Below are 22,898 nucleotides of genomic sequence, written 5' to 3' on the forward strand. Positions count from 1 at the left end.
GAATATAATTTCTGCACATTGCAACTAAACAGTCGTAAATATCGTAAATGAATATTGCTGAGGCGAAGAAGGTCCTCGAAACAGCGCTACTTTGCGCTCACGAGCCCCTGTCCATAAACGACATGAAGAAGCTTTTTGTCGAAACGGGCGAGACTGACGGACAGATAGGCACAGATGAAATCAAGCAAATGCTTGAAGAGTTGCGTGACGACTGGATAGATAAGGGCATCGAAGTAGTCAGTCTGTCGACTGGCTGGCGCTTCCAGAGCCGTCCGGAGATGAAGATCTATCTGGAGCGTCTGAATCCTGAAAAGCCGCCGAAGTATTCGCGTGCGACACTGGAGACGTTGGCCATCATTACCTATCGCCAGCCGGTTACGCGCGGCGATATTGAAGAAATCCGTGGTGTCACGGTCAATTCGCAAACCATCAAGATGCTGGAAGACCGTGGCTGGATAGAATCCATCGGTCATCGCGACGTACCTGGTCGCCCGGCCTTGTTTGCGACAACCAAACATTTCCTTGATGATCTCGGCCTGACTTCGCTGGATCAATTGCCGCCTCTGCAGCAAGTAGAGAAGGGCGATATGCAAGGTAGTGCCTTGCTCGAGATGCAAGGGCTGGAAGCAGAATTGCAAGAACATCTGGATCAGACCGCGATCGATTTCGCTGGTGCTGATGCCGCCAACGCTGAAGTCGCTACAGAAGTGACAGCGGAAGCCGTCGCGACCGAGGTCGTGGCTGAGGCTGATATAGATACAGCAGAGATTGAATCAGTTGCTACTGAAACAGTCGAAGCTGAAGTAACCGATGCTGAAGAAGTCGAAACTGTCGCCGCAGAGCAGGCAGAAGGCGCTGAGGAAGCGGTAACAGAACCAACAGAATTGAATCCTTCGGAATCCGAAGCAGTTATTCCTACCGACGCAGCAGCGCCTGACTTGACGGTCGTTGACGACCCGAGTGAGCACAACCAAGAATTGAATAATGAATCGCCCAACGAAAAATAATACTTCTGATGCATCTGGTCATGATGCGTCTCCATCTGAGCATGCCGGTGAGCAGGCTCCTGCTGCGGCAGAAGGCAGTGGTACGAAACCCGTAAAACGTGGTTTGCGCGGCCCGCGTACATTGCGTCGCGCCCGTAATACGCCGCGTGAAACCAATGAGTCAACAGGCGTAAAAGCAGATGGCGTCGAAGTTGCACAAAATGCAGAGCAAGGCGCAGCGCCAGTTTCTGATGAGGCGCGTAAAGAACGTCCTGCTAATCGCCGTGGCGAGCGCCCACATGGTGCAAAAGGTGGTGCCAAGCAGCAAGGTCGCGGCAAGTCCGCTGGCGCACAACGTGGCGGCAAGCCACATGGCAAGGCAGATAATGCCGACGACGTATTTTCCTTTGTTACTTCGGATGATTTTGACTCGCTGGCGTCGGAAGACAGTGCTGGTGGCAAACGTCGCCATGAACAAAAAACCGTACGCCGCGATTTGACCGCGGACGACGATGCACCGAAATTGCATAAAGTACTGGCAGAAGCCGGTCTCGGTTCGCGTCGTGATATGGAAGAATTGATTATTGCCGGTCGTGTCTCGGTCAATGGCGAGCCTGCCCATATCGGTCAGCGTATCTTGCCGACCGACCAGGTGCGTATTAATGGCAAGCTGATCCAGCGCAAAGTAAGCAAGAAACCGCCGCGCGTACTGGTGTATCACAAGCCTGCCGGTGAAATCGTCAGCATGAACGATCCGGAAGGTCGCCCATCCGTATTTGATCGTCTGCCTTCGATGAAGGCGGCAAAATGGCTGGCCGTTGGTCGTCTCGATTTCAATACCGAAGGTTTGCTGCTGTTTACTACTTCCGGTGATCTGGCGAACCGCCTGATGCATCCACGTTACGGCATCGATCGTGAATACGCAGTGCGTACGCTGGGTGAGCTGGAAGAAGGCATGCGTCAGAAATTGCTGGCTGGCGTTGAGCTGGAAGATGGCATGGCGCAATTCTCCAAAATCGCTGATGGCGGTGGTGAAGGCGTCAATAAATGGTACCGCGTGACCATCGGTGAAGGCCGTAACCGCGAAGTGCGTCGTATGTTTGAAGCGATCGGCCTGACCGTATCGCGTCTGATCCGCACTCGCTATGGTTTGCTGACCTTGCCGAAAAACCTCAAGCGCGGTCGCTGGGAAGAAATGGAAGAGCACGCAGTGCGCGGTTTGCTCGCACTCAGTGGTCTCGACAAGAATGCAGGTGAAGCAGGCTCATCCAATAAAGGGCGCTCCGGCAATAGCGGTGAGCGCGTAAACGGTAACCGTGCGCCGCGCAACGAAGCCGGACTCGGTCAGTCACGTGGCCCAGGTCAGTGGCAGGGTGCCGGACAGAACGCAGGGCAGGGCCGTACACAAGGACAAAATCCAGGCAAGCCTAACCGCCAGGGGCAGCAACGTAGCCGCCAGCCAGATCCATTACAAACATCGTTGGGTTTTCCAGGCATGGGCCAGCCGCGTCGTGGCAACGGACCGCATCGTGGTCCGGGCGGTGGTAACGGTCCCGGCCGTGGTGGCAATGGCCCACAAGGCGGCCAGCGTCGTCGCTCCAAAGTGTAATTAATTTACTTTTTGTCTCGTTCCATGGCACGTCGTTTGACGAGCCGGATTTAAAAAAGACTGATTTGTTAGCTGTCCGATGGGGCGCCGCGGGGATTCCAACATTGCGGTGCACCAGCTAATCGACTATAATTCGGCAGTTAACGAAGGTCGCCAGCCAAAAAATTATGTTTTTGGCATTGAATTCGGTGGTCAGAATGATAAAAAAGATGGGCAGATGCCCATTTTTTTTTTGTTAAACAGTTTGCATTGTTGTATTCAATTTCGACCTGGTCGTGATTGACGTTATTCGGAGAATTCTTTTGCAGTTGTCGGCACTCATTGAAAAAACCGTGGTTGGCATGGGCTATGAACTGGTCAATTTTGAACAGGCAGCCCGCGGTCTGGTGCGCGTGTTTATCGACTTTACCCCGGAAGATGCGGATAAAGGCTCGATCACGGTAGAGGACTGCGAAAAGGTAACGCACCAGTTGTTGCATGTATTGACGGTTGAAAACGCCAATTATGAGCGCCTGGAAGTGTCGTCACCCGGTCTCGACAGGCCGCTGAAGAAGTTGTCGGATTATGTGCGTTTTGCCGGTGCTGAAGCACTCGTCAAATTGCGTATGCCGATGCCGAATGCGGCGAATCGCAAATCGTTCCAGGGCATTTTGCAGGAACCGGTAGGCGAGACACTCGCGTTGGAATTTGAAGGAAACGATGGGCCGGCGAAGCTCGAATTTACGCTCGCTGATGTAGACAAGGCACATTTAGTGCCACAAGTGAATTTTAGGAGTCGCAAAGCATGAGTCGCGAAATTTTATTGTTGGTTGATGCGCTAGCGCGCGAAAAAAACGTCGATAAGGATATCGTTTTCGGAGCCTTGGAACACGCGCTCGCGCAAGCGACCAAGAAGCGCTATGAAGGCGATGTCGACATCCGTGTATCCATCGATCGCGAAAGCGGCGAATTCGAATCCTTCCGTCGCTGGCACGTCGTGCCTGATGAAGCGGGTCTGCAATTGCCTGATCAGGAAATCCTGCATTTCGAAGCCAAAGAACAAATCGGCGATATCGAAGTGGATGACTATATTGAAGAGCCGATTGAATCGGTCGAATTCGGTCGTCGTTTCGCGCAAGATACCAAACAAGTGGTATTGCAACGCATCCGTGATGCAGAGCGCGAACAAATCCTGGCAGACTTCCTGGAGCGTGGTGATTCGCTGGTTACCGGCACCATCAAGCGTATGGAACGCGGCGACGCGATCGTTGAATCCGGTCGTATCGAAGCACGTCTGCCACGTGACCAAACGATTCCTAAAGAGAACCTGCGTATCGGTGATCGCGTCCGTGCCTACATCCTGCGCATAGATCGCAATGCACGTGGTCCACAAGTGATCCTGTCGCGCACCGCGCCGGAATTCATCATGAAATTGTTCGAACTGGAAGTTCCGGAAATCGAACAAGGCCTGCTGGAAATCAAATCGGCTGCACGTGATGCAGGTGTCCGCGCCAAGATTGCAGTATTCACCAATGACAAGCGTATCGACCCTATCGGTACCTGCGTTGGTATGCGCGGTTCCCGTGTTCAGGCTGTCACCGGTGAACTCGGCGGCGAACGTGTAGATATCGTCTTGTGGTCGGAAGATCCGGCGCAGTTCGTCATTGGTGCGCTGGCTCCGGCCAACGTTTCGTCCATCGTTGTGGATGAAGAAAAGCACGCAATGGACGTCGTGGTCGACGAAGAAAACCTGGCGATCGCTATCGGTCGCGGCGGTCAAAACGTACGCCTGGCTTCGGAATTGACCGGCTGGCAAATCAACATCATGACAGCGGAAGAATCGGCTGATAAATCGCAACTGGAAACAGCTGCGATTCGTGCGCTGTTCATGGAAAAACTGGACGTTGATCAGGAAGTTGCTGACATCCTGGTGGATGAAGGTTTTGCGAGCCTGGAAGAAATTGCTTACGTACCTATCAGCGAAATGCTGGACATCGAATCGTTCGACGAAGATACCGTCAACGAACTGCGCAACCGCGCACGTGATGCACTGGTAACAGAAGCGATTGCTTCCGAAGAGGGTCTGGAAGGCATGGAAGATGCGCTGGCGAATCTGGAAGGTATGGATCGCGTGATGGCAGGCAAACTTGGTTTGGCTGGTGTCAAAACGCTGGCAGCATTCTCGGCCCTGGCCTATGACGAATTTGGCGCGATTCTGGCATTACCGACAGACCGTGCGCGTCAACTGATTGAAGATGAATTTAAAGATGTAACTGACGAAGAGATGAAGCTCATCGATGCTAAATACGATGACCACGCCAAGGCGCTGCAAGCCAAGGTATGGAGCCTCGCGGAAGCGAAGTAATCCCCGAAGCTTGAATTTCATCTAACGCGTTACATAGAAAAGAGGACTGAATGGCGAGTAACAATGTAGCCCAATTTGCCACCGAGCTGAAGATGCCAGCAGACGTATTGCTCACGCAACTGCGGGATGCTGGCGTCGAGAAAAGCTCAACGTCCGACGAATTATCCAAGGCCGACAAGGACAAGCTCCTTGACCACCTGCGCCGCGCGCATGGTGTTGCACCAGACGGTGAGAAGAAAAAAATCACACTGACCCGTAAAGAAACGACTGAAATCAAGCAAGCGGATGCCACCGGCAAATCGCGCACGATCCAGGTCGAAGTGCGTAAAAAACGGACTTTCGTAAAACGTGACGAATCCACGCCTGAAGAAGCACCAGTTAAAGCCGCTGCACCTGTCATCGATGAAGCTGAAGTTGAACGTCGTGCTGAAGAAGCGCGTCGCCAGGCGGAGCTGATTGCGCGTCAGGAAGCAGACCTGCGCGAAAAACAAGAGCGCCTGGCCAAGCTGGAAGCGGAAAAAGAAGCCCAGGCGCAAGCGTTGAAACAAGCTGAACAAGCTGAAGCAGAAGCACGCAAGGCAGACGCAGCCAAACCACCGGTAGAAGCGAAAGCGGACGAATCGGCACAGGAAGAGAAAAAACGCGTCGCGGCTGAAGAGAGCAAAAAGAAAGCAGCACAGGCAGCAAAAGATGCAGCCAAGGAAGCGAACGAAAAAGCCGTAGCGACCGAAGCTGCGCGTAAAGCAGTGGCCGATGAAGTAGCGCAGATCAAAGCCATGATGAATGCGCCACGTCGCGCCATCAAAGCGCCTGAGCCTTCAGCACCGGCCGCAGCGAAACCTGCTGAAGGTACTTTGCACAAACCTGCTGATAAAAAAGCCGGTGAGAAAAAAGACGAGAAAAAACCAGCGGTAGCGGCAGACAAGAAGTCGATCAAATCGGCGAATGTCTCGTCCACCTGGCAAGATGACGCGAAAAAACGCGGTGCTGGTATCAAAACCCGTGGCAATACAGCGGGTGGCCGTGATGGCTGGCGTGCAGGCCCTAAAGGTCGCCGTCCTTCGCATCACGAAGAGCGCGAAAGCAATTTCCAGGCTCCAACCGAAGCGATCGTAAAAGACGTGCACGTACCGGAAACGATTACCGTTGCCGAACTCGCGCACAAAATGTCGGTCAAGGCATCCGAAGTCATCAAGCATTTGATGAAACTCGGTCAGATGTGCACCATCAACCAGGTTCTCGATCAGGAAACAGCAATGATTCTGGTCGAAGAAATGGGCCACACCGCGCACGCTGCCAAGCTGGATGATCCGGAAGCATTGCTGGAACAAGGCGCTGAACAGGTGAATGCCGAAGCCTTGCCACGCGCCCCGGTTGTGACCGTTATGGGTCACGTCGATCACGGTAAAACATCGTTGCTGGACTACATCCGTCGTGCTAAGGTTGCATCCGGCGAAGCGGGCGGCATTACCCAGCACATCGGTGCATACCACGTGGAAACACCGCGCGGCATGATTACCTTCCTCGATACACCGGGCCATGAAGCATTTACGGCAATGCGTGCACGCGGTGCGAAAGCAACCGATATCGTGATTCTGGTGGTAGCAGCTGACGACGGCGTGATGCCGCAAACCAAGGAAGCGATTGCGCATGCGAAAGCAGCGGGCGTGCCTTTGGTGGTTGCTATCAACAAAATTGATAAACCGGCTGCCAATGCAGATCGCGTTACTCAAGAACTGATCGCAGAACAAGTTGTGCCGGAAGAATACGGTGGCGATTCGCCTTTCGTTCCTGTCTCGGCAAAAACCGGCCAGGGCATAGATGCCTTGCTCGAACAAGTATTGCTGCAAGCTGAAGTGCTGGAATTGACAGCACCAGTAGACGCACCTGCACGTGGTCTGGTGGTTGAAGCCAAACTCGATAAAGGTCGTGGTCCGGTCGCTACTATCCTGGTGCAGTCCGGTACCTTGAAGCGTGGCGATGTCGTGCTGGCAGGTTCGGCCTACGGTCGCGTGCGTGCGATGCTGGATGAAAACGGCAAGAGCATTACCGAAGCAGGTCCTTCGATTCCTGTAGAGATCCAGGGTCTGACCGAAGTACCGAACGCCGGTGAAGAAGTCATGGTTATGGCTGACGAACGCAAAGCGCGTGAAATCGGTCTGTTCCGTCAAGGTAAATTCCGCGACGTGAAACTGGCGAAACAGCAGGCAGCGAAACTGGAAAACATGTTCGAGAACATGGGCGAAGGCGAAGTCAAAAACCTGCCTATGATTATCAAAACCGACGTACAAGGTTCGCAGGAAGCACTGGTTGGTTCCTTGCAGAAACTGTCGACCAGCGAAGTGCGTGTGCAGGTTGTGCATGCAGCGGTGGGTGGTATTTCCGAATCCGACGTCAACCTCGCGGTTGCCTCGAAAGCGGTCATCATCGGCTTTAATACCCGTGCAGATGCACAGGCACGCAAACTGGCAGAGGCCAACGGCGTTGACATTCGTTACTACAACATCATTTACGATGCCGTAGACGAAATCAAAGCGGCGATGTCGGGCATGCTGGCACCAGAGAAGCGCGAACAGTCCCTGGGTCTGGTCGAGATTCGTCAGGTTATCCTGGTCAGCAAAGTCGGCGCGATTGCCGGTTGCTACGTACTCGAAGGCCTGGTGCGACGCGGTTCGTCGGTACGCTTGCTGCGCGACAACGTTGTGGTCTGGACAGGCGAACTGGATTCGTTGAAACGCTTCAAGGACGATGCAAAAGAAGTCAAAGCTGGCTTCGAATGTGGTCTGACCCTGAAAAACTTCAACGACATCAAAGAAGGCGATCAACTCGAAGTCTTCGAAGTCCAGGAAATCGCGCGTACACTGTAAAGTACCTGCCGGGAGGGGATATTTCCCTTCCATGTATCACTTGATCGCATCGGCTGGCTTTGTTGCTAGCCGATGCGAAATTATTTTTGCAGCACCGTTTTATCGTTAGAATAGTTTATGGCCAAACACAGTAAATCCATCCCCGGACGCGGCTTGCGCGTCGCAGACCAGATCCAGCGCGATCTGTCTGAAATCATCGCGTTCGAGTTGAAAGACCCGCGCGTAGGGATGGTCACGATTACCGAAGTCCAGGTCACACCGGATTACGCCCATGCAAAAGTGTTCTTCACCATGCTGAGCGACAAGAAGGATGACATCAAGAACACGGTGTCGGGTTTGACTGCCGCCTCCGGTTTCATCCGTGGCCAGCTCGGTCGTCGCCTGACCATACATACTTTGCCGGAACTGCATTTCGTGCACGATACCTCGACTTCACGCGGGATAGAAATGTCCAAGCTGATCGATGAAGCCAATGCCAGCCGTGCCAAGGATGCGGAAGACTGATCTTCTGCTCCTGACTGTCCGTGTACATGCATAGGGCAGTCTCTCTTTTCATATTCTGTGGTCCGTTCCGGCGCGATGCCTGTAGCGGCCCTGACTTAGCTAAACGCATACCTGCTGATCCATCATGGCGACAAATCACATCAAGAAAAAGCGTGTGCCGGTTCACGGCGTACTGCTGCTCGATAAACAAGTTGGTGTCTCCAGCAATGATGCATTGATCAAGGCGAAGTGGCTGTTGAGCGCGCTGAAAGCAGGGCATACCGGTACGCTGGATCCGTTTGCAACTGGACTGTTGCCTTTGTGTTTTGGCGAGGCCACCAAGTTTGCGCAAGACTTGCTGGATGCCGACAAGACTTACGAAACCGTAGTCCATCTCGGCATCACCACCAATACCGGTGACACTGAAGGTGAAGTACTCGAAACCAAACCGGTTGATATCACGCGTGAACAAATTGACGCGGTGCTGGCGCAATTCCGTGGCGACATCATGCAAGTGCCGCCTATGTACTCTGCGCTCAAACGCGACGGCAAGCCTTTGTACGAATATGCGCGCGCCGGGATTACGCTGGAACGTGAAGCGCGTCCGGTGACCATTCATTTACTGGAATTCGTAACTTACCAGGCACCTTTCCTGACCTTGCGCGTGCAGTGCAGCAAGGGTACTTACATCCGTGCATTGGGCGAAGACATAGGTGCAGCTTTGGGTTGTGGCGCGCACCTGAATGCCTTGCGGCGGATACAGGTAGGCGATCTATTTATCGATAGAGCAATAACGATAGAACAACTGATCGCAACCGAAGAGGGCGCGCGTAGCGCATTGCTGGCTCCGGTTGATGCCTTGCTGACATCTTTCCCTGCGCTGTATCTGTCGGAAGAACTGGCGCGCCGTTTCCTGCATGGCCAGCGCCTGGCGCTGGGTAAGGAAAATGTTGTTATCCCGGCGCAGGAGGGACGGGTACGTGTCTATCGTGACGCGGATAAGGCCTTGCTCGGCACCGGCCTGTTGCAGGAATACAGCATATTGGCACCTGAAAGATTGATCTCTACCAATCAAAACGTCCCGGCCTGACGCGGATTTTCAGCCGATTCCGGGCGATCTGTTTCTATTTTCTTAACGTGGCAGCGTCATCAATCTGTCACATAAAACGCAGCAAGCCATTGAAATATCAAGGGTTTCCCGGAATCGAACGGGGCTTGCTGTGCTATAATCTGCGGCTTTCCAAATTCAGCACCACCCAACCGTAAAAAACGACTATGTCAAACTCAAAACGCGCTATTCGTAACATTGCCATCATCGCTCACGTTGATCACGGCAAAACCACGCTTGTTGACCAATTATTGCGTCAGTCAGGCACTTTCCGTGACAACCAGCAGGTTGATGCACGCGTGATGGACTCGAACGACATCGAAAAAGAACGTGGTATCACGATTCTGTCGAAGAACTGCGCGGTTGAGTACAAAGGCACACACATCAACATCGTTGATACCCCAGGCCACGCCGACTTCGGTGGTGAAGTGGAACGTGTACTGTCGATGGTAGACAGCGTATTGCTGCTGGTGGATGCGCAAGAAGGCCCGATGCCACAAACGCGTTTCGTTACGCGTAAAGCACTGGCACTCGGCCTGAAACCTATCGTTGTGTTGAACAAAATTGACCGTCCGGGCGCACGCGCTGAATGGGCGATCAACGCAACCTTCGAATTGTTTGACAAACTGGGCGCAACCGAAGAACAACTCGATTTCCCTATCGTTTATGCATCCGGCCTGAACGGCTATGCTGGCCTGACCCCGGACGTACGCGGTGGCGACATGGAACCATTGTTCGACGCGATCCTGGAACACGTTCCAGCGCGTGAAGATGATCCTGATGCACCTCTGCAACTGCAAATCACCTCGCTCGAATACTCGTCCTACGTCGGTAAAATCGGCGTTGGCCGTATCCTGGCTGGCCGTATCAAAGGCGGTCAAGACGTAGTCTGGATGAATGGTCCTGAAGACAAACCAACCAAAGCACGTATCAACCAGGTTCTGACTTTCAAAGGTCTGGATCGCGTACTGGTAGACGAAGCACTGGCAGGCGACATCGTCCTGATCAACGGTATCGAAGAAATCGGCATCGGTTCCACCATCTCGTCGCAAGACAACCCGGTTGGCTTGCCTATGTTGAAGGTCGACGAACCAACCCTGACCATGAACTTCATGGTTAACAGCTCGCCATTGGCTGGTCGCGAAGGTAAATTCGTGACCACACGTCAAATCCGCGATCGCCTGGAAAAAGAATTGAAAGCCAACATGGCGCTGCGCGTCGTGCAATCGGAAAACGATGATTCGACCTACGAAGTGTCGGGTCGCGGCGAATTGCATCTGACCATCCTGATCGAAAACATGCGTCGCGAAGGCTTCGAGCTGGCAGTATCGCGTCCACGCGTAGTGTTCAAAATGGTAGACGGCGTACGTCACGAGCCATATGAAAATCTGACCGTTGACGTCGAAGAAACCCATCAAGGTGGTGTGATGGAAGAACTCGGTCGTCGTCGTGGTGACCTGCAAAACATGGAACCGGACGGCAAAGGTCGTGTACGTCTGGAATACCATATTCCTGCACGCGGCCTGATCGGCTTCCAGGGCGAATTCATGACATTGACACGCGGTACCGGCTTGATGAGCCACGTGTTTGATGACTACGCACCAGTTGACGCTTCCAAAGGCGACCTGGGTGGCCGTCGCAACGGTGTGCTGATCTCGCAGGATGACGGCGCAGCAGTTGCATACGCAATCTGGAAACTGCAAGATCGCGGCCGTATGTTTGTGAACCACAACGATCCGGTCTACGAAGGCATGATCATCGGTATCCACTCGCGTGATAACGATCTGGTCGTCAATCCGATCAAAGGTAAGCAACTGACCAACGTTCGTTCGTCCGGTACAGATGAAGCGGTACGCCTGGTACCACCTATCGAAATGTCGCTCGAATACGCTGTTGAATTCATCGACGACGACGAATTGGTTGAAGTCACACCGAAGAGCATTCGTCTGCGCAAACGCTTCCTGAAAGAGCACGAGCGTAAAAAAGCAGGCCGTGACGCTGCGTAATAACTGAGTACGCGTTTCGTCACCGAAGCGCTGCCCAGAAAAGCCCGCTGATTCCCTGGATCAGCGGGCTTTTTTTCGCCTGTCATTCGCAAGGCGGATGAGGGGGTTGTTGTATGGATTCCATAAATTACGAGGATGCTTGCAACAACTTCGATCGTTCAAATATAATTGAGAATAATTCCCATTTATATTTGGAGTGCTTCGCAGCAGCTCACCGCATGTCAACAGCCGATAACCCTGTGCCGACTATTGAAGTCCTCTACAGCGATCATCACGGATGGCTGCAGGGTTGGTTGCGTCGCAAGCTGGGTGACTCCTTTGCTGCGGCTGATTTGGCGCAGGATACTTTCGTCAGTGTGATTACGACCGGCACCGCTGCTGACATCCGTGAACCACGTCCTTTCCTGACTACTATCGCGCGTCGCCTGATGGCACATCGCCATCGTCGCCAGTTGCTGGAAGAAAGCTATCTGCAGGCGCTGGCTGCAATGCCGGAAGAGTTGCAGCCTTCACCAGAAACACAGTTGCTGGCGCTGGAGGCAGTCAAGCAGATAGACGACGCGCTTGATGGTCTGGCAGCCAAGGTCAGGGAAGCCTTCCTGCTGGCGCATCTGGAAGAGCTGAGCTACGCGCAGATCGCGGAACGTCTGAAAGTTTCTGCCAGCTCGGTTAAACAATATCTGTCGCTGGCCAATCGCCAGTGCCTGTTTGCGATTGCGGCCTGACCCCATGACGTCCGTCAACATTGCCGTCAATACGTGCAAGACGCCGCCACTGGCCCATGGCCGGGCGATCAGCGAGGATACGGCGAATGCCGCCGCTGATTGGATCACCTTGCTGATGTCGGGTGAGGCAACGGAAGATGATAGGCGTCGCTGGCTGCAATGGCGCAAGGACCAACCGGATCATGAATTGGCGTGGCAACACATAGAAGCAGTCACCGGTCGTTTCAAATCATTGCCGACGCAGGCCGCCTATCAAAGCTTATCTCCGCTCGCGCAATCAGCACTTGCAGCACCGAAGCGCCGTAAAGCCATCCGTACCTTGTTGTGGTTTGGTGCAGTTGGCATGACGGGCACACTCGCTACCCGCACGCAAACCTGGCAACAAACAGTCGCCGACTACCGCACCGCAACCGGCGAGCAGCGCAGCCTGACGCTGGATGACGGCACGCGCATCACGCTCAATACCGCCAGCGCCATCAACGTGCGCTTCGATCACAAGCAACGTCTGGTGCGATTGATCAGTGGCGAGATGATGATCACCACCGGCCACGCCGGAGGAGAGGCCCGTCCTTTCATCATAGAAACGGCAGAAGGCAAGGTCCGTGCACTGGGTACTGAATTCACCGTGCGTCAGCGTGATGGCAGTACGACAGTGACCGTACTCGAGAGCAAGGTCGAAGTTACACCTGTGTACGCAAGCAGGTATCTGCTCAATGCCGGAAAGGGTATCACCTTCACGCGTGACGGCTTGGGTGAGCTAGTCAGCATAGACGCGCAGTCGGCCGCATGGATGCGACAACAGATCATTGCAGATAACGTGCGCCTGGCTGACTTCGTGGCGGACCTGAGTCGTTATCGCGCCGGTGTCATGCGTTGTGACCCCGCAGTTGCCGATTTGCGTTTCTCCGGTGTGTTCCCGCTAGGTGATACCGACCGTATCCTCGCTATGCTCCCGAATACCCTGCCGATCCAGGTGCGTACCCGTACGCGCTATTGGGTGACGTTGGAGGCGGCGACATAAGTGCTGCTATAAACGACGTTTTAAATATTTTTAATTATTTTCATCTTGGTTCTGCCCGATTTTGATTTTCAAGGCACCTACAAGTATGGGCTTCATTTTTAGCAATCCAACTTGAGGGGAAAACGGCATGCCTGCCTATGAGTATCAAAAGGGACACATCGCGCCATCCAGCCGTGCGACTCATCCTGCCTATCCATTATTTGCGATACGACCAGTAGCGCATGCCGTCGCGCTGGCGCTGTGCAGCTTTGCCTTATATGCGGTTGCGCCGCAGCAGGCACTGGCGCAGACAGGCAACGCACAGACTGCGTCGGAACGCCAGACCTACAATATCCCCGCTGGTCCGCTGGCTACTGCCTTGCGCAGCCTTGCCAGTACTGCGAATGTAGCGCTGAGCTTCACTGCAGAGCAGACTAATGGCAAGACCAGCAATGCCGTGCGCGGACAATTTACGCCGCAGGGCGCATTTACTGTCTTGTTGTCGAATACCGGTTTGCAAGCGGTGCAGCTGGATAGTGGTGGTTATGTGTTGCGTACCGTCACCGTGCCAAGTGCCGATGCCGTGTTGCCTGCAGTGACGGTGCGTGACGCTGGCGCTACAGAGAGTGCTACCGGTCCGGTACGTGGTTATGTGGCCAGCCGCAGTGCAACCGGCACCAAGACCGACACAGCTATTATCGAAACACCCCAATCCATTTCGATCGTGACTTCAGATTTTATTGAAGCGACCGGAGCCATACGTCTCAAGGATGCGCTGGCTTATACGCCGGGTATCAATGTCTCGCCCTGGGGTTCTGACTCGCGTTTTGACTGGACCATTATTCGCGGTTTTGATGCGCAAACACCAGGCTATTACCTGGATGGTATGCAACTACGAAATAACAATGGCTGGGCGATCTGGCAAACCGAGAATTATGGGACTGAACGGATAGAGGTTTTACGTGGCCCGTCATCCGTGTTGTATGGTCAGACGGGACCAGGTGGCATGATCAATGTCGTTAGCAAGCGTCCGACTGCAGAACCGATACGTGAATTGCAAGTGCAGTTAGGTGATAACTCGCGGCGGCAGGTAGCAGGTGATTTTTCTGGTGCTTTGGATGAGCAGGGTAAGGTGCTGTATCGTGTTACTGGCCTGGTGCGTGACGCCAAGCTGGAGGGTAGTGGTCTGCCAAATGACCGGGCCTATATTGCGCCGTCGCTGACCTGGCGTCCGAACAGCGATACCTCACTCACGGTGCTGTCACACTATTTGCGTATCCGCGATGGCAGCTCCTATGGCAGCTTCCCGCAGGTAGGAACCCTGTTACCGAATCCTAATGGTCAGTTCAATCCCAAGACTTATGTGGGGGAGCCGGGCTTCGATCATTTCAAGCAGGATCAGTGGATGCTTGGCTACCTGCTGGAACATAAGCTGAATGACACCTGGACGCTGCGCCAGAATGCGCGCTATGGGGTGATCGATGTTGATTATCGACAGGTGTATAACGAGAGCGATTTTGCGCTTGTAAATCCGGGTGTGCCCAGCGATCCAGCGAACTTCCGTTTGCTCAAACGATTCCCTTTCGGCAGCAAGGAAAATGCAAAGCTGTTCGCTATCGATAATCAGGCGCAGGCCAAGGTCAAGCTGGGAGACTGGCAGCATACTTTCTTGTTCGGTATCGACTACCAGAGTTCGCGTAACTACCAGCGTACCTATAACAGCGGTACGGTATCGCCTATAGATGGATACGCTCCGGTATATACGAATGATGTCGTACCAGGAGATCCGTGGTTTGACGCACAAACCAAGTTGACGCAGACGGGTTTCTATCTGCAGGATCAGATTAAATGGGGGAACTGGGCTGCCACTCTCGGTGGTCGCTATGATAGTGCTGCCGCCAAGGTTGGCAGTTATATAGATGGATCAAATACCTCAGTTTCCGAACATAAATTTACCAGTCGTGCGGGTCTGGTCTATTTGCACCCAAGCGGCTTTGCACCTTACTTCAGTTATTCCGAATCATTCTCTCCTACTGCGACTATCGATCCGGTGACCAACTCGCCGTTGAAACCGGAGACTGGTCGTCAGTACGAAGTAGGTGCGCGTTATCAGCCGGTCGGTAGCAAGAATAGATACAGCGCTGCCGTCTTTGAGTTGCGTCGTCAGAATTACATCACTTACACGCCTGATTACTTGCCTAAACAAACCGGTGAAATACTGGTTCGTGGCCTGGAACTAGAGGCCGCCTTTCAGCCGATACAGCACATGAACATCGTGACTGCCTATACCTACACACCGAAAGCGGTGGTAACTGCGAGCAGCACGCCGAGCGAAATCGGCAAGCAAATGCAGGCGGTATCCAGGGACCAGCTCTCAGTGTGGTCTGATTACCGCTTTACTTCAGGGATCAAGGTGGGCTTAGGTGCGCGCTACACAGGTTCCAACTATGGCTATCAGGAATCAGCAGCGGCCAAGTTACCGGCGTACACCATACTTGATGGTCTGGTGGCATATGACTTCCAGCGTTGGAGCCTGGCCTTGAATATGCGTAACCTGAGCAATAAGACTTTCATCAGCAATTGCAGTGCTGGTAGTTGCCGTTATGGAGAATTACGCAAAATCATAGCGACTGCGACCTATCGTTGGTAAGCAAGACCCTGCTGCGCCCTGATGCGGCGCGCAGCAGGGTACTTCATTTCATCGCCTTAAGGATGTCCGCTATGCTGCCAAACATGACATCTATTTGTGCCTTGTTGATGATCAGCGGTGGCGACAGCGCCACGATGTCACCGGTAACGCGTGTCAGCAAATCCTTATCCCAAAACGCTTTAGTGAATAATTCATAAGCACGCGCACCCGGTTTGCCAGGGATGCTTTCCAGTTCTATGCCAGCGACCAGGCCCAGGTTGCGTATGTCTTTCACGTGGGGCAAACCTCGCAGGCTGTGCGCCGCTTCTTCAAAGTAGGGAGTCAGTTCGGCAGCGCGCTGGAATAATTGCTCTTCCTTGTATACTTTCAAGGTCGCGATCGCAGCGGCTGCTGCCAGCGGATGGCCGGAGTAGGTGTAGCCGTGGAAGAGTTCTATGCTGTCGGCAGGTGCCATTTGCATGAAGCAGTCATGTATCTCCTGCTTCACGATGACGGCGCCCATAGGCACTGCTGCGTTCGTCAGTGCTTTCGCACAGACGATCATGTCGGGCTGGACGCTGAAGTAGTCGGCCCCGAAGGCTGTACCCAGCCTGCCAAAGCCGGTAATGACTTCGTCGAAGATCAGCAGGATGCCGTGCTTGTCGCAGATGGCACGGATTTTTTCCAGATAGCCTTGCGGTGGCAGGATTACGCCGGTCGAACCTTGTAGCGGCTCGACGATGACGGCGGCGACGGTGGATGGATCATGCAGCGCTAAGAGGCGTTGTTCCAGCTCATCCGCCATTTCCGCACCGTGCAGCGGCAGGCCGCGCGAGTAAGCATTTTTTTCGATGTTGAGCGGATGACGCAGGTGATCCGCTGCCAGGCCGGGGCCGAATTGTTTGCGATTGCCAGCGATACCGCCGACTGCGATGCCGCCGAAACCGACACCGTGATAGCCACGTTCACGGCCTATCAGGCGGGTGCGACCGGCATCGCCTCGGATGCGGTGGTAGGCCAGCGCTATCTTTAGTGCAGTATCCACACCTTCCGAACCGTCGTTACAGAAGAAGACGCGGTTCAGACCTGCGGGCGCTATCTCGGCCAGCGCACTGGCTGCTTCAAATGCAAGCGGATGTCCAATCTGGAATAGCGGTGCATAGTCCATTTGCGCGGCCTGCTGCTGGATGGCGGCCGTGATTTTGGGATGGCCGTGTCCGGCATTGACGCACCATAAACCTGAGGTGCCATCCAGTATCTGCCGTCCGTCATCGCTGGTGTAGTACATGCCGGACGCAGCGACCAGCATGCGTGGCCGGGCCTTGAACTGGCGATTGGCGGTGAAAGGCATCCACAAATGAGAGGTATCCAGCGACTGCGTCATATGCCGTGCTTTCAGTAAGGAGTTACAGCAATATTAGTACGTTTGCTGCGAGCACGGAAGATGGTCGGGCAGAGGACATTTATTTGCGGGCGATGCGTTTTAGCAGGCGCATGAAGCTGCCGACTACAGGGAGTTTTTCGTACAGTTCTTCTGCCGCATCCCAGTAATCACGGTGGTAGCTGACGCGGCCGTCGGGTGCGAAGCGGAAGTGGGTCGCGCCGCGTATGCGTTGTTCTTCGCGCGCATAGCGTCGCATGTGGAACAGGAACTCCCAGGTCATGAACGCACTATCACCTTGCAATACCGTCGAGGTGATGACGAAGCGCGGGTTTTCGACCTGCGTGAACATGTGCACAAAGAGCGGCATGATGTCGGCCAGGCCGCGTACTTCGTTGAATGGGTCCTTGAAGTAGGCATCTGGTGCGTAGACCCGCTCGAGCTGTTCTTGCGCGGAAGCGACCGTCAGCGTTTCAAAGAAATGCACGACACGCTGCATATCAGCTGCGTAACTCAGTTCGCTGGTGGTGCCGTCATTCATAGTCCGGTTCCTTTATGGATGATCCAGAAGTACAGGCGATAAGGCAGCATGCGCAGTACGCGCAGCACATTACTCAGGCGCTTCGGAAAGTGTATATGGAATTCGCCGCGCTCCATGCCGCGCACAATTTCACGTGCTGCATCGGGCGCTTTCATCAGCGCTGGCATGGGGAAGTCGTTACCGGCGGTCAACGCCGTTGCAACAAAGCCGGGATTGATCATGTAGACACCTATGCCGCGCGGCCGCAAATCGAGGTATAGCGATTCGCACAGATTAATCAGCGCGGCCTTGCTCGGGCCGTAGATCAATGCCTTCGGCAAGCCGCTGTAACCAGCGACGGACGAGACTATGCCTATGCTGCCGTGCCCTTGTGTCAGCAGGCCGGGCAGCACGACATCCAGGCAATTCAGCGGGCCATGCAAATTGAGCTCCAGCATGTTTCTGGCGATGGCGAGGTCGAAGTTGTCGGCGCGCATTTCGTTATAAGAACCAGCGACGATCAGTACCATGTCCACGCCTTGCCATTCCATGGCTATCTGCGCATAGGCCGCCTGCACACTGGCAGGATCGGTGAGATCCAATCCGGCGACTACGGAGCGCGGATGGAAATTCGCAACTGCCTGCAGCAAGTCGACGCGCCGGGCGGAGAGTGCAACGCGCGCACCTCGTTGCAGTAATAGCTTGGCCGTTTCTGCCCCTATGCCGCTGGATGCGCCTATGATCCATACGCGTTGTCCGGCCCAGTTGCTAATGACGGGATTCATTTTGTTCTCCCTGGTGGCGAGTGGTTAGAACGCACTAATAGTTTCATGGACGTTTGGTGAATGAGAGCGTGACCTGTCCCAATGCAAAGCCAAATTTGCTCATCGCTGCGCGATTTAGCATGACGCGATCGTCCATTTGATACATCCAGTCATCAAAATTGACTTCATATACTTTGCCATCCACCGGCAGCGCCAGCACATAGTTCCAGTGCAGAGTATTGCCTGCGGTGACGCCGACTGCTTCACCGACCACATCCGGTGCAGTACCGATAAAGCGGTTGGCCGCGACTTTACGCAGCGTCCAGACGCGTTTTTGTTTGCTGCCGTCCGAGTAGGTGAAGTCTTCGTCCAGCGTGCCGATATTGCCTTCCCATTTGCAGCGCATGACGACTGTGAAGCGCTTGATGACTTTGCCTGACCTGTCCTGGAACATGCCCCATGCATCCAGCGTGCCGTTGAAGTATTGCTGCAAGTCCAGTGTTGGTCGCTCGTTGGCATAGTCGGCGATATTGCTGTGGCTGGCGCAGGATGAGAGCAGCACCAGAGATAGTACTGCGCAGAATTTTTTCCAGTGTTTCATGTTGGTCTCCTTGATTCGTTCCGCTTTATATGTCGCGCAATGGCGCACGCCACAGGATGGCTGCGGCGCCGAGCTTCAGTGCGCAGGGCAGCAGTGCATAGCCGACGGCGAGTGCATGCGCCCCTGCGCTGTTGACCACGCCGGGTACATAGCCGAGTTGCTGCAGCAAGGGCAGCGAAATGCCCGCCGCCAGCGCCAGGTTCATTTTGGTGGCCCAGCTCCATGCGCCGAAGTAAGCCCCTTCACGCTGGCCGCTGTGTCCGGCCTGATGGATAACGGCTGCCAGCAATGCGGGCGGCAAGGCCAGATCGGCGCCCAGTGTTAAACCGGACAATATGCAAATCAGGCCGAAGGGCAGGGCAGCACCTGCCGACAAGCCATAGGCCCAGACAAATGCCACGGCTGCAAGCAGCATCGCCAACAGCCAGATGCGCGCTTCACCGTGTCGTTTGGCGAGCGCTACCCATAGCGGCATGGAACAGGCCGCAGCAACAAAGTAGAGCATCAGGAACAGACCGGCGTACTGTGGGAGTTGCAGCTGGTCTTTGGCGTAGAACAGGAAAAGGGTAGCGGGTATCGCGGCGGCAATGCCGTTTACGATCAGCACTGCGAACAGCCAGCGAAAGCGTAGCGTCTGGAACGGCGTCAGCATCATGCGCCAGTTGTGATGCTGCGATGGCTGGCGAGCTGGTTCAGGTGCCAGCTTCAGTAAGACGGCACTGCATAGCAACAGGCTGATGATGAAAGTGATGCTGAGCCAGCCCAAGCCCAGCCAGCCGGTCAAGGATGCGGCGATGATTACACCGACTAAACCACAGCCTTCACGGGTTGCTGTCAGGGACGAACGTTCGTTCAATTTTTGTGTCAGTGCAGCGCCCCAGCTTTGATGGGCGATGGTGGCCAGGCTGAAGCCCAGATACACCAGTAGCAAGGTAGCGATAAACCATGCGAGCGCAGCGCCCAAACCTACGGATGGCGGATGGAATAGCGCAAGAAAGCCGCAGGCCAGTAGGGGCAGCGAGATGATGATGAAGCGTCGGTAGCCGTGCTTGCTGCGATCTATCCACATTCCCAGCAAGGGATCTATGCATGCATCAGAGACGCGTGCAAACAACAAGGTCGCGCCTATCAGTGTCAGCGACAGGCCGAAGCGTTCGGCATAGAACTGCGGTACATAGACGTAGATCGGTAGCGCAACCAGGGCCAGCGGCAAGCCGAACAAGCCGTAAGCAAAATAGGAAGGGGCCGCGAGCCTGTCCATCAGCGTGCTGCCGCGCCTGCCAGCAATGCGGTGCGCAATTGCGGCGCGGTCGTTTTTGGGGCTAGCCAGATCGCAAAGAAGGCCTGCGCGAACGCGGCATCCATGATTTCACCTATGGCTTTGCCGTCCAGGTAGAAGCGCGCTCCGCTGTTCGGCAGGTAGACGCCGGTGAGATGCGTACCTTCACTCACATCGGGGAATATCTGCTCCATCTTGCTCTGCCATTCCGCCAGTTGTTGCGCGTTGCCGAGGCCTAGCTTTTGTATTTCATCGCGGCTGGCTTCAGCTATCTTGCGTCCTTGCAGTGCGCGCGCATAGCGCAGGTCGAGAGCGAATTTGCTGCTCTCTGGCGTGGCGCTGTTATAGCCTTGCTCACCTACCCAGAGCTGCGCATCATAGATCTTCAGGCCAAACCAGCGGAAACTGCCTAGTCCGGACAAGTAGGCTGGTGCCAACTCTTTTTGTATATGCGCAGGAGCCGTATCGGCGGCATAGCTGTTGTTCGTCATGACGCAGGCAGCAAACAGCCACAGCACGACTACTCGCAGGTAGTGGTAGCGTGCTCCGGCTGGCGGTGTCTGTTTCATGGTTTTTCCAGCGTGAACTGGGCTACGTCTATGCTGCCTGCGCAGAAACCTGCTTCACAATAGGCCAGGTAAAAGTCCCAGGTGCGCATAAAGCGCTCATCGAAGCCAAGCGCACGCACACGCTGTGCTTGCTCACGGAACGAGGTACGCCATGCTTGCAGCGTATGAGCATAGTCGAGACCAAACTTGAATTCATTGACCACGCGCAAACCATATTTCTCGGCCTGCTGACGGAATACTTCAGGCGAGGGCAGCATGCCGCCGGGGAAGATGTATTGCTGGATGAAGTCCGTACCTCTGCGATAACGTGCAAACAAGGCATCGTCTATCACTATGCTTTGGATGCAGGCGCGGCCACCGCTTTTCAAATTGCGCTTGATACATGCAAAGTAGCTCGGCCAATATGCTTCGCCGACTGCTTCAAACATTTCTATCGATGCGATTGCATCGTACTGGCCATTCGCATCGCGGTAGTCCTGCAGGCGCAAATCGGCTTGTGCCTGCAATCCGGCGGTGGTCATACGTTGTTGTGCGTAGATGAGTTGCTCGGACGAGAGTGTCAGTCCGGTCACATGCGCGGCCTGGTCGCGCGCTGCCATTTCGGCGAAACCGCCCCAGCCGCAACCGATTTCCAGTACACGTGCTTGTGGTGCGAGTCGCAGCTCATCCAGGATGCGGCGGTACTTGGCATTTTGGGCTTGCGTCAGGTCCTCGCCGGTTTGTTCGTTGTACAAGGCACTCGAATAGGTCATGGACGGGTCCAGCCACAAGGTATAGAAGTCGTTGCCTATGTCGTAGTGCGCATGGATGTTTTTACGACTGCCGGTACGGGAGTTGCGATTAAACAGATGTTTGATGCGATAAAAGAGATTGCCGAACCAGCTGCCGTAGATGACGGATTCGACTGCGGCGCGGTTGCGTACAAATAGTTCTATCAGCCCGGGCAGGTTGTCGGTACTCCAATCACCATTGATATAGGTTTCGGCAAAGCCGATGTCCCCAGATTTCAATGCAGCGCTAAACAAGTCAAAGTTTTTCAGTGTCAACGTGACCGGATGTGAGTGATCACCGAAGTGCATGCACTCGCCATTTGGAAATTCCATACGCAGTGCGCCATATTCCAGCTTGCGCAATAGTTGCAGGATGAATTTGACTTGCGATGGCAAGCCGTCCGTAGCGCTGGCTTGCGTGTCGAACCGGAGCGATTCCGGATTAATGGATTTGCTGGTCATCTGCTTAACTCGCTGGTAGGTGGGGTGGGTTTGCTGAAAAATGGCATGCGCTTGCGCCAGAGCTTGAGTGCCTGCCAATGAATTCGGACAATCACGCCCAGTGTCATGAGCGGATAGGTGAAAAAGGCGCGCGCGACGCTGGCATCCGACAACGGCTGTGCTGTACCGGAGATGCTGGTCAGGATCAACGGGCCATCTGCATCGTCATGGTCTATGCAGGCGATGTGACGTTCTACCGTTGCGCCATTTTCTTCTCTGGTGGCGTGCATGAAGTGAAAGCGATACAGACCTTCAACTGCACAGAACGGCGAGACATGGAAAATTTTGCGGGCGATCAGTTCCACGCCATATGGCATCGCGGTTCCGGTATCGAGCAGATAGCAATGCTTTTCACCGAAGGTATTACGCACTTCGGCCAGCACCGCACGCAGGCTGCCATCCTTTTTGTGGCAAAACCAGAGGGACACCGGATTGAACACATAGCCGAGCACACGCGGAAAGGCTTGTAGCCAGATCTCGCCATCGGCATCGTGTATGCCTTCCTGTTTCAGCAGGGTTTCTATCCATGGCAACAAGGCCTGCTTGCCATCACCGTGATCCTGCGCATGGAAGGACAGCAGATTGAACTTATCCAGCGAAAAGAAACGTGGCGTCGTGTGCGTTTGCTGCGCCATTGCGCGCAATGGCAGGCGTACGAAATACACCTCATAGCCGAACGCATGCCGGGTCGGGCGCAGACGCGTGTGCAGCACCTTGCCGAAGCAGAGTTGAGCGGGAAGTGTGCCGGTATCCATG

The 22,898-nt window shown here is 54.5% G+C and carries 19 protein-coding genes; 11 read left to right on the forward strand and 8 right to left on the reverse strand.

Annotated features, from left to right (window positions below; translation table 11 throughout):
- The first annotated feature begins 47 nt into the window (after nt 1-47).
- From scpB to IXC47_RS16215, 11 genes are all read left to right on the forward strand, one after another.
- Complete coding sequence (gene scpB / locus IXC47_RS16165) at nt 48-1,007, forward strand: SMC-Scp complex subunit ScpB (protein WP_195876319.1); 960 nt, start codon at nt 48-50, stop codon at nt 1,005-1,007.
- Complete coding sequence (gene rluB / locus IXC47_RS16170; protein ID WP_195876320.1) at nt 985-2,595, forward strand: 23S rRNA pseudouridine(2605) synthase RluB; 1,611 nt, start codon at nt 985-987, stop codon at nt 2,593-2,595. The genes scpB and rluB overlap by 23 nt, the downstream gene beginning before the upstream one ends.
- A gap of 302 nt (nt 2,596-2,897) precedes the next feature.
- Complete coding sequence (rimP, locus tag IXC47_RS16175; protein ID WP_124575364.1) at nt 2,898-3,383, forward strand: ribosome maturation factor RimP; 486 nt, start codon at nt 2,898-2,900, stop codon at nt 3,381-3,383.
- Entirely contained in the window at nt 3,380-4,939 is a 1,560-nt protein-coding gene (gene nusA, locus IXC47_RS16180) for a transcription termination factor NusA (RefSeq protein WP_175626358.1), read from the forward strand. Before rimP ends, nusA begins: the two co-directional genes overlap by 4 nt.
- 50 nt (nt 4,940-4,989) lie before the next feature.
- Nucleotides 4,990-7,806, forward strand: a complete 2,817-nt coding sequence (gene infB, locus IXC47_RS16185; protein WP_195876321.1) for a translation initiation factor IF-2 — start codon at nt 4,990-4,992, stop codon at nt 7,804-7,806.
- A 117-nt stretch (nt 7,807-7,923) separates the two neighbouring features.
- Nucleotides 7,924-8,310, forward strand: coding sequence for a 30S ribosome-binding factor RbfA (gene rbfA / locus IXC47_RS16190; RefSeq protein ID WP_175626360.1), 387 nt, complete (start codon nt 7,924-7,926; stop codon nt 8,308-8,310).
- 124 nt (nt 8,311-8,434) lie between these two features.
- Nucleotides 8,435-9,379: a tRNA pseudouridine(55) synthase TruB gene (gene truB / locus IXC47_RS16195; protein WP_195876322.1), complete on the forward strand. Its 945-nt coding sequence runs from the start codon at nt 8,435-8,437 to the stop codon at nt 9,377-9,379.
- Nucleotides 9,380-9,564: 185 nt separating this feature from the next.
- A complete protein-coding gene (gene typA, locus IXC47_RS16200) occupies nt 9,565-11,403 on the forward strand; it encodes a translational GTPase TypA (protein ID WP_195876323.1) in 1,839 nt (612 codons plus the stop codon).
- Nucleotides 11,404-11,621: 218 nt separating this feature from the next.
- Nucleotides 11,622-12,128, forward strand: a complete 507-nt coding sequence (locus IXC47_RS16205) for a sigma-70 family RNA polymerase sigma factor (protein WP_195876324.1) — start codon at nt 11,622-11,624, stop codon at nt 12,126-12,128.
- 4 nt (nt 12,129-12,132) lie between these two features.
- Nucleotides 12,133-13,149, forward strand: a complete 1,017-nt coding sequence (locus tag IXC47_RS16210; protein WP_195876325.1) for a FecR domain-containing protein — start codon at nt 12,133-12,135, stop codon at nt 13,147-13,149.
- A gap of 127 nt (nt 13,150-13,276) precedes the next feature.
- Nucleotides 13,277-15,778 (forward strand): TonB-dependent siderophore receptor, encoded by a 2,502-nt coding sequence (locus tag IXC47_RS16215; RefSeq protein WP_195876326.1) that lies wholly within the window; start codon nt 13,277-13,279, stop codon nt 15,776-15,778.
- A gap of 43 nt (nt 15,779-15,821) precedes the next feature.
- Here IXC47_RS16215 and IXC47_RS16220 read toward each other — a convergent pair whose 3' ends face one another.
- The 8 genes from IXC47_RS16220 to IXC47_RS16255 form a co-directional block, all read right to left on the reverse strand.
- Complete coding sequence (locus IXC47_RS16220) at nt 15,822-17,141, reverse strand: aspartate aminotransferase family protein (RefSeq protein WP_195876327.1); 1,320 nt, start codon at nt 17,139-17,141, stop codon at nt 15,822-15,824.
- A 79-nt stretch (nt 17,142-17,220) separates the two neighbouring features.
- Entirely contained in the window at nt 17,221-17,679 is a 459-nt protein-coding gene (locus tag IXC47_RS16225; RefSeq protein WP_195876328.1) for a nuclear transport factor 2 family protein, read from the reverse strand.
- Nucleotides 17,676-18,443, reverse strand: coding sequence for an SDR family NAD(P)-dependent oxidoreductase (locus tag IXC47_RS16230; protein ID WP_195876329.1), 768 nt, complete (start codon nt 18,441-18,443; stop codon nt 17,676-17,678). The genes IXC47_RS16225 and IXC47_RS16230 overlap by 4 nt, the downstream gene beginning before the upstream one ends.
- Nucleotides 18,444-18,486: 43 nt before the next feature.
- Entirely contained in the window at nt 18,487-19,023 is a 537-nt protein-coding gene (locus tag IXC47_RS16235) for a DUF3833 domain-containing protein (protein WP_195876330.1), read from the reverse strand.
- A gap of 25 nt (nt 19,024-19,048) precedes the next feature.
- Entirely contained in the window at nt 19,049-20,284 is a 1,236-nt protein-coding gene (locus tag IXC47_RS16240) for an MFS transporter (protein ID WP_195876331.1), read from the reverse strand.
- Complete coding sequence (locus IXC47_RS16245; RefSeq protein ID WP_195876332.1) at nt 20,284-20,871, reverse strand: chalcone isomerase family protein; 588 nt, start codon at nt 20,869-20,871, stop codon at nt 20,284-20,286. The genes IXC47_RS16240 and IXC47_RS16245 overlap by 1 nt, the downstream gene beginning before the upstream one ends.
- Nucleotides 20,868-22,103, reverse strand: coding sequence for an SAM-dependent methyltransferase (locus tag IXC47_RS16250; RefSeq protein ID WP_195876333.1), 1,236 nt, complete (start codon nt 22,101-22,103; stop codon nt 20,868-20,870). Before IXC47_RS16250 ends, IXC47_RS16245 begins: the two co-directional genes overlap by 4 nt.
- Nucleotides 22,100-22,897, reverse strand: coding sequence for a DUF1365 domain-containing protein (locus IXC47_RS16255; RefSeq protein WP_195876334.1), 798 nt, complete (start codon nt 22,895-22,897; stop codon nt 22,100-22,102). Before IXC47_RS16255 ends, IXC47_RS16250 begins: the two co-directional genes overlap by 4 nt.
- Nucleotide 22,898: the final 1 nt, after the last annotated feature.

The organism is Herminiimonas contaminans (assembly GCF_015645465.1).
Lineage (GTDB): Bacteria > Pseudomonadota > Gammaproteobacteria > Burkholderiales > Burkholderiaceae_D > Oxalicibacterium > Oxalicibacterium contaminans.

Bases quoted from the DNA above. Each gene is read 5' to 3' on its own strand.
- scpB (WP_195876319.1), top strand. From the start codon at position 48: ATGAATATTGCTGAGGCGAAGAAGGTCCTCGAAACAGCGCTACTTTGC.
- rluB (WP_195876320.1), top strand. From the start codon at position 985: ATGAATCGCCCAACGAAAAATAATACTTCTGATGCATCTGGTCATGAT.
- nusA (WP_175626358.1), top strand. From the start codon at position 3,380: ATGAGTCGCGAAATTTTATTGTTGGTTGATGCGCTAGCGCGCGAAAAA.
- infB (WP_195876321.1), top strand. From the start codon at position 4,990: ATGGCGAGTAACAATGTAGCCCAATTTGCCACCGAGCTGAAGATGCCA.
- rbfA (WP_175626360.1), top strand. From the start codon at position 7,924: ATGGCCAAACACAGTAAATCCATCCCCGGACGCGGCTTGCGCGTCGCA.
- truB (WP_195876322.1), top strand. From the start codon at position 8,435: ATGGCGACAAATCACATCAAGAAAAAGCGTGTGCCGGTTCACGGCGTA.
- typA (WP_195876323.1), top strand. From the start codon at position 9,565: ATGTCAAACTCAAAACGCGCTATTCGTAACATTGCCATCATCGCTCAC.
- IXC47_RS16205 (WP_195876324.1), top strand. From the start codon at position 11,622: ATGTCAACAGCCGATAACCCTGTGCCGACTATTGAAGTCCTCTACAGC.
- IXC47_RS16210 (WP_195876325.1), top strand. From the start codon at position 12,133: ATGACGTCCGTCAACATTGCCGTCAATACGTGCAAGACGCCGCCACTG.
- IXC47_RS16215 (WP_195876326.1), top strand. From the start codon at position 13,277: ATGCCTGCCTATGAGTATCAAAAGGGACACATCGCGCCATCCAGCCGT.
- IXC47_RS16220 (WP_195876327.1), bottom strand. From the start codon at position 17,141: ATGACGCAGTCGCTGGATACCTCTCATTTGTGGATGCCTTTCACCGCC.
- IXC47_RS16225 (WP_195876328.1), bottom strand. From the start codon at position 17,679: ATGAATGACGGCACCACCAGCGAACTGAGTTACGCAGCTGATATGCAG.
- IXC47_RS16230 (WP_195876329.1), bottom strand. From the start codon at position 18,443: ATGAATCCCGTCATTAGCAACTGGGCCGGACAACGCGTATGGATCATA.
- IXC47_RS16235 (WP_195876330.1), bottom strand. From the start codon at position 19,023: ATGAAACACTGGAAAAAATTCTGCGCAGTACTATCTCTGGTGCTGCTC.
- IXC47_RS16240 (WP_195876331.1), bottom strand. From the start codon at position 20,284: ATGGACAGGCTCGCGGCCCCTTCCTATTTTGCTTACGGCTTGTTCGGC.
- IXC47_RS16245 (WP_195876332.1), bottom strand. From the start codon at position 20,871: ATGAAACAGACACCGCCAGCCGGAGCACGCTACCACTACCTGCGAGTA.
- IXC47_RS16250 (WP_195876333.1), bottom strand. From the start codon at position 22,103: ATGACCAGCAAATCCATTAATCCGGAATCGCTCCGGTTCGACACGCAA.
- IXC47_RS16255 (WP_195876334.1), bottom strand. From the start codon at position 22,897: ATGGATACCGGCACACTTCCCGCTCAACTCTGCTTCGGCAAGGTGCTG.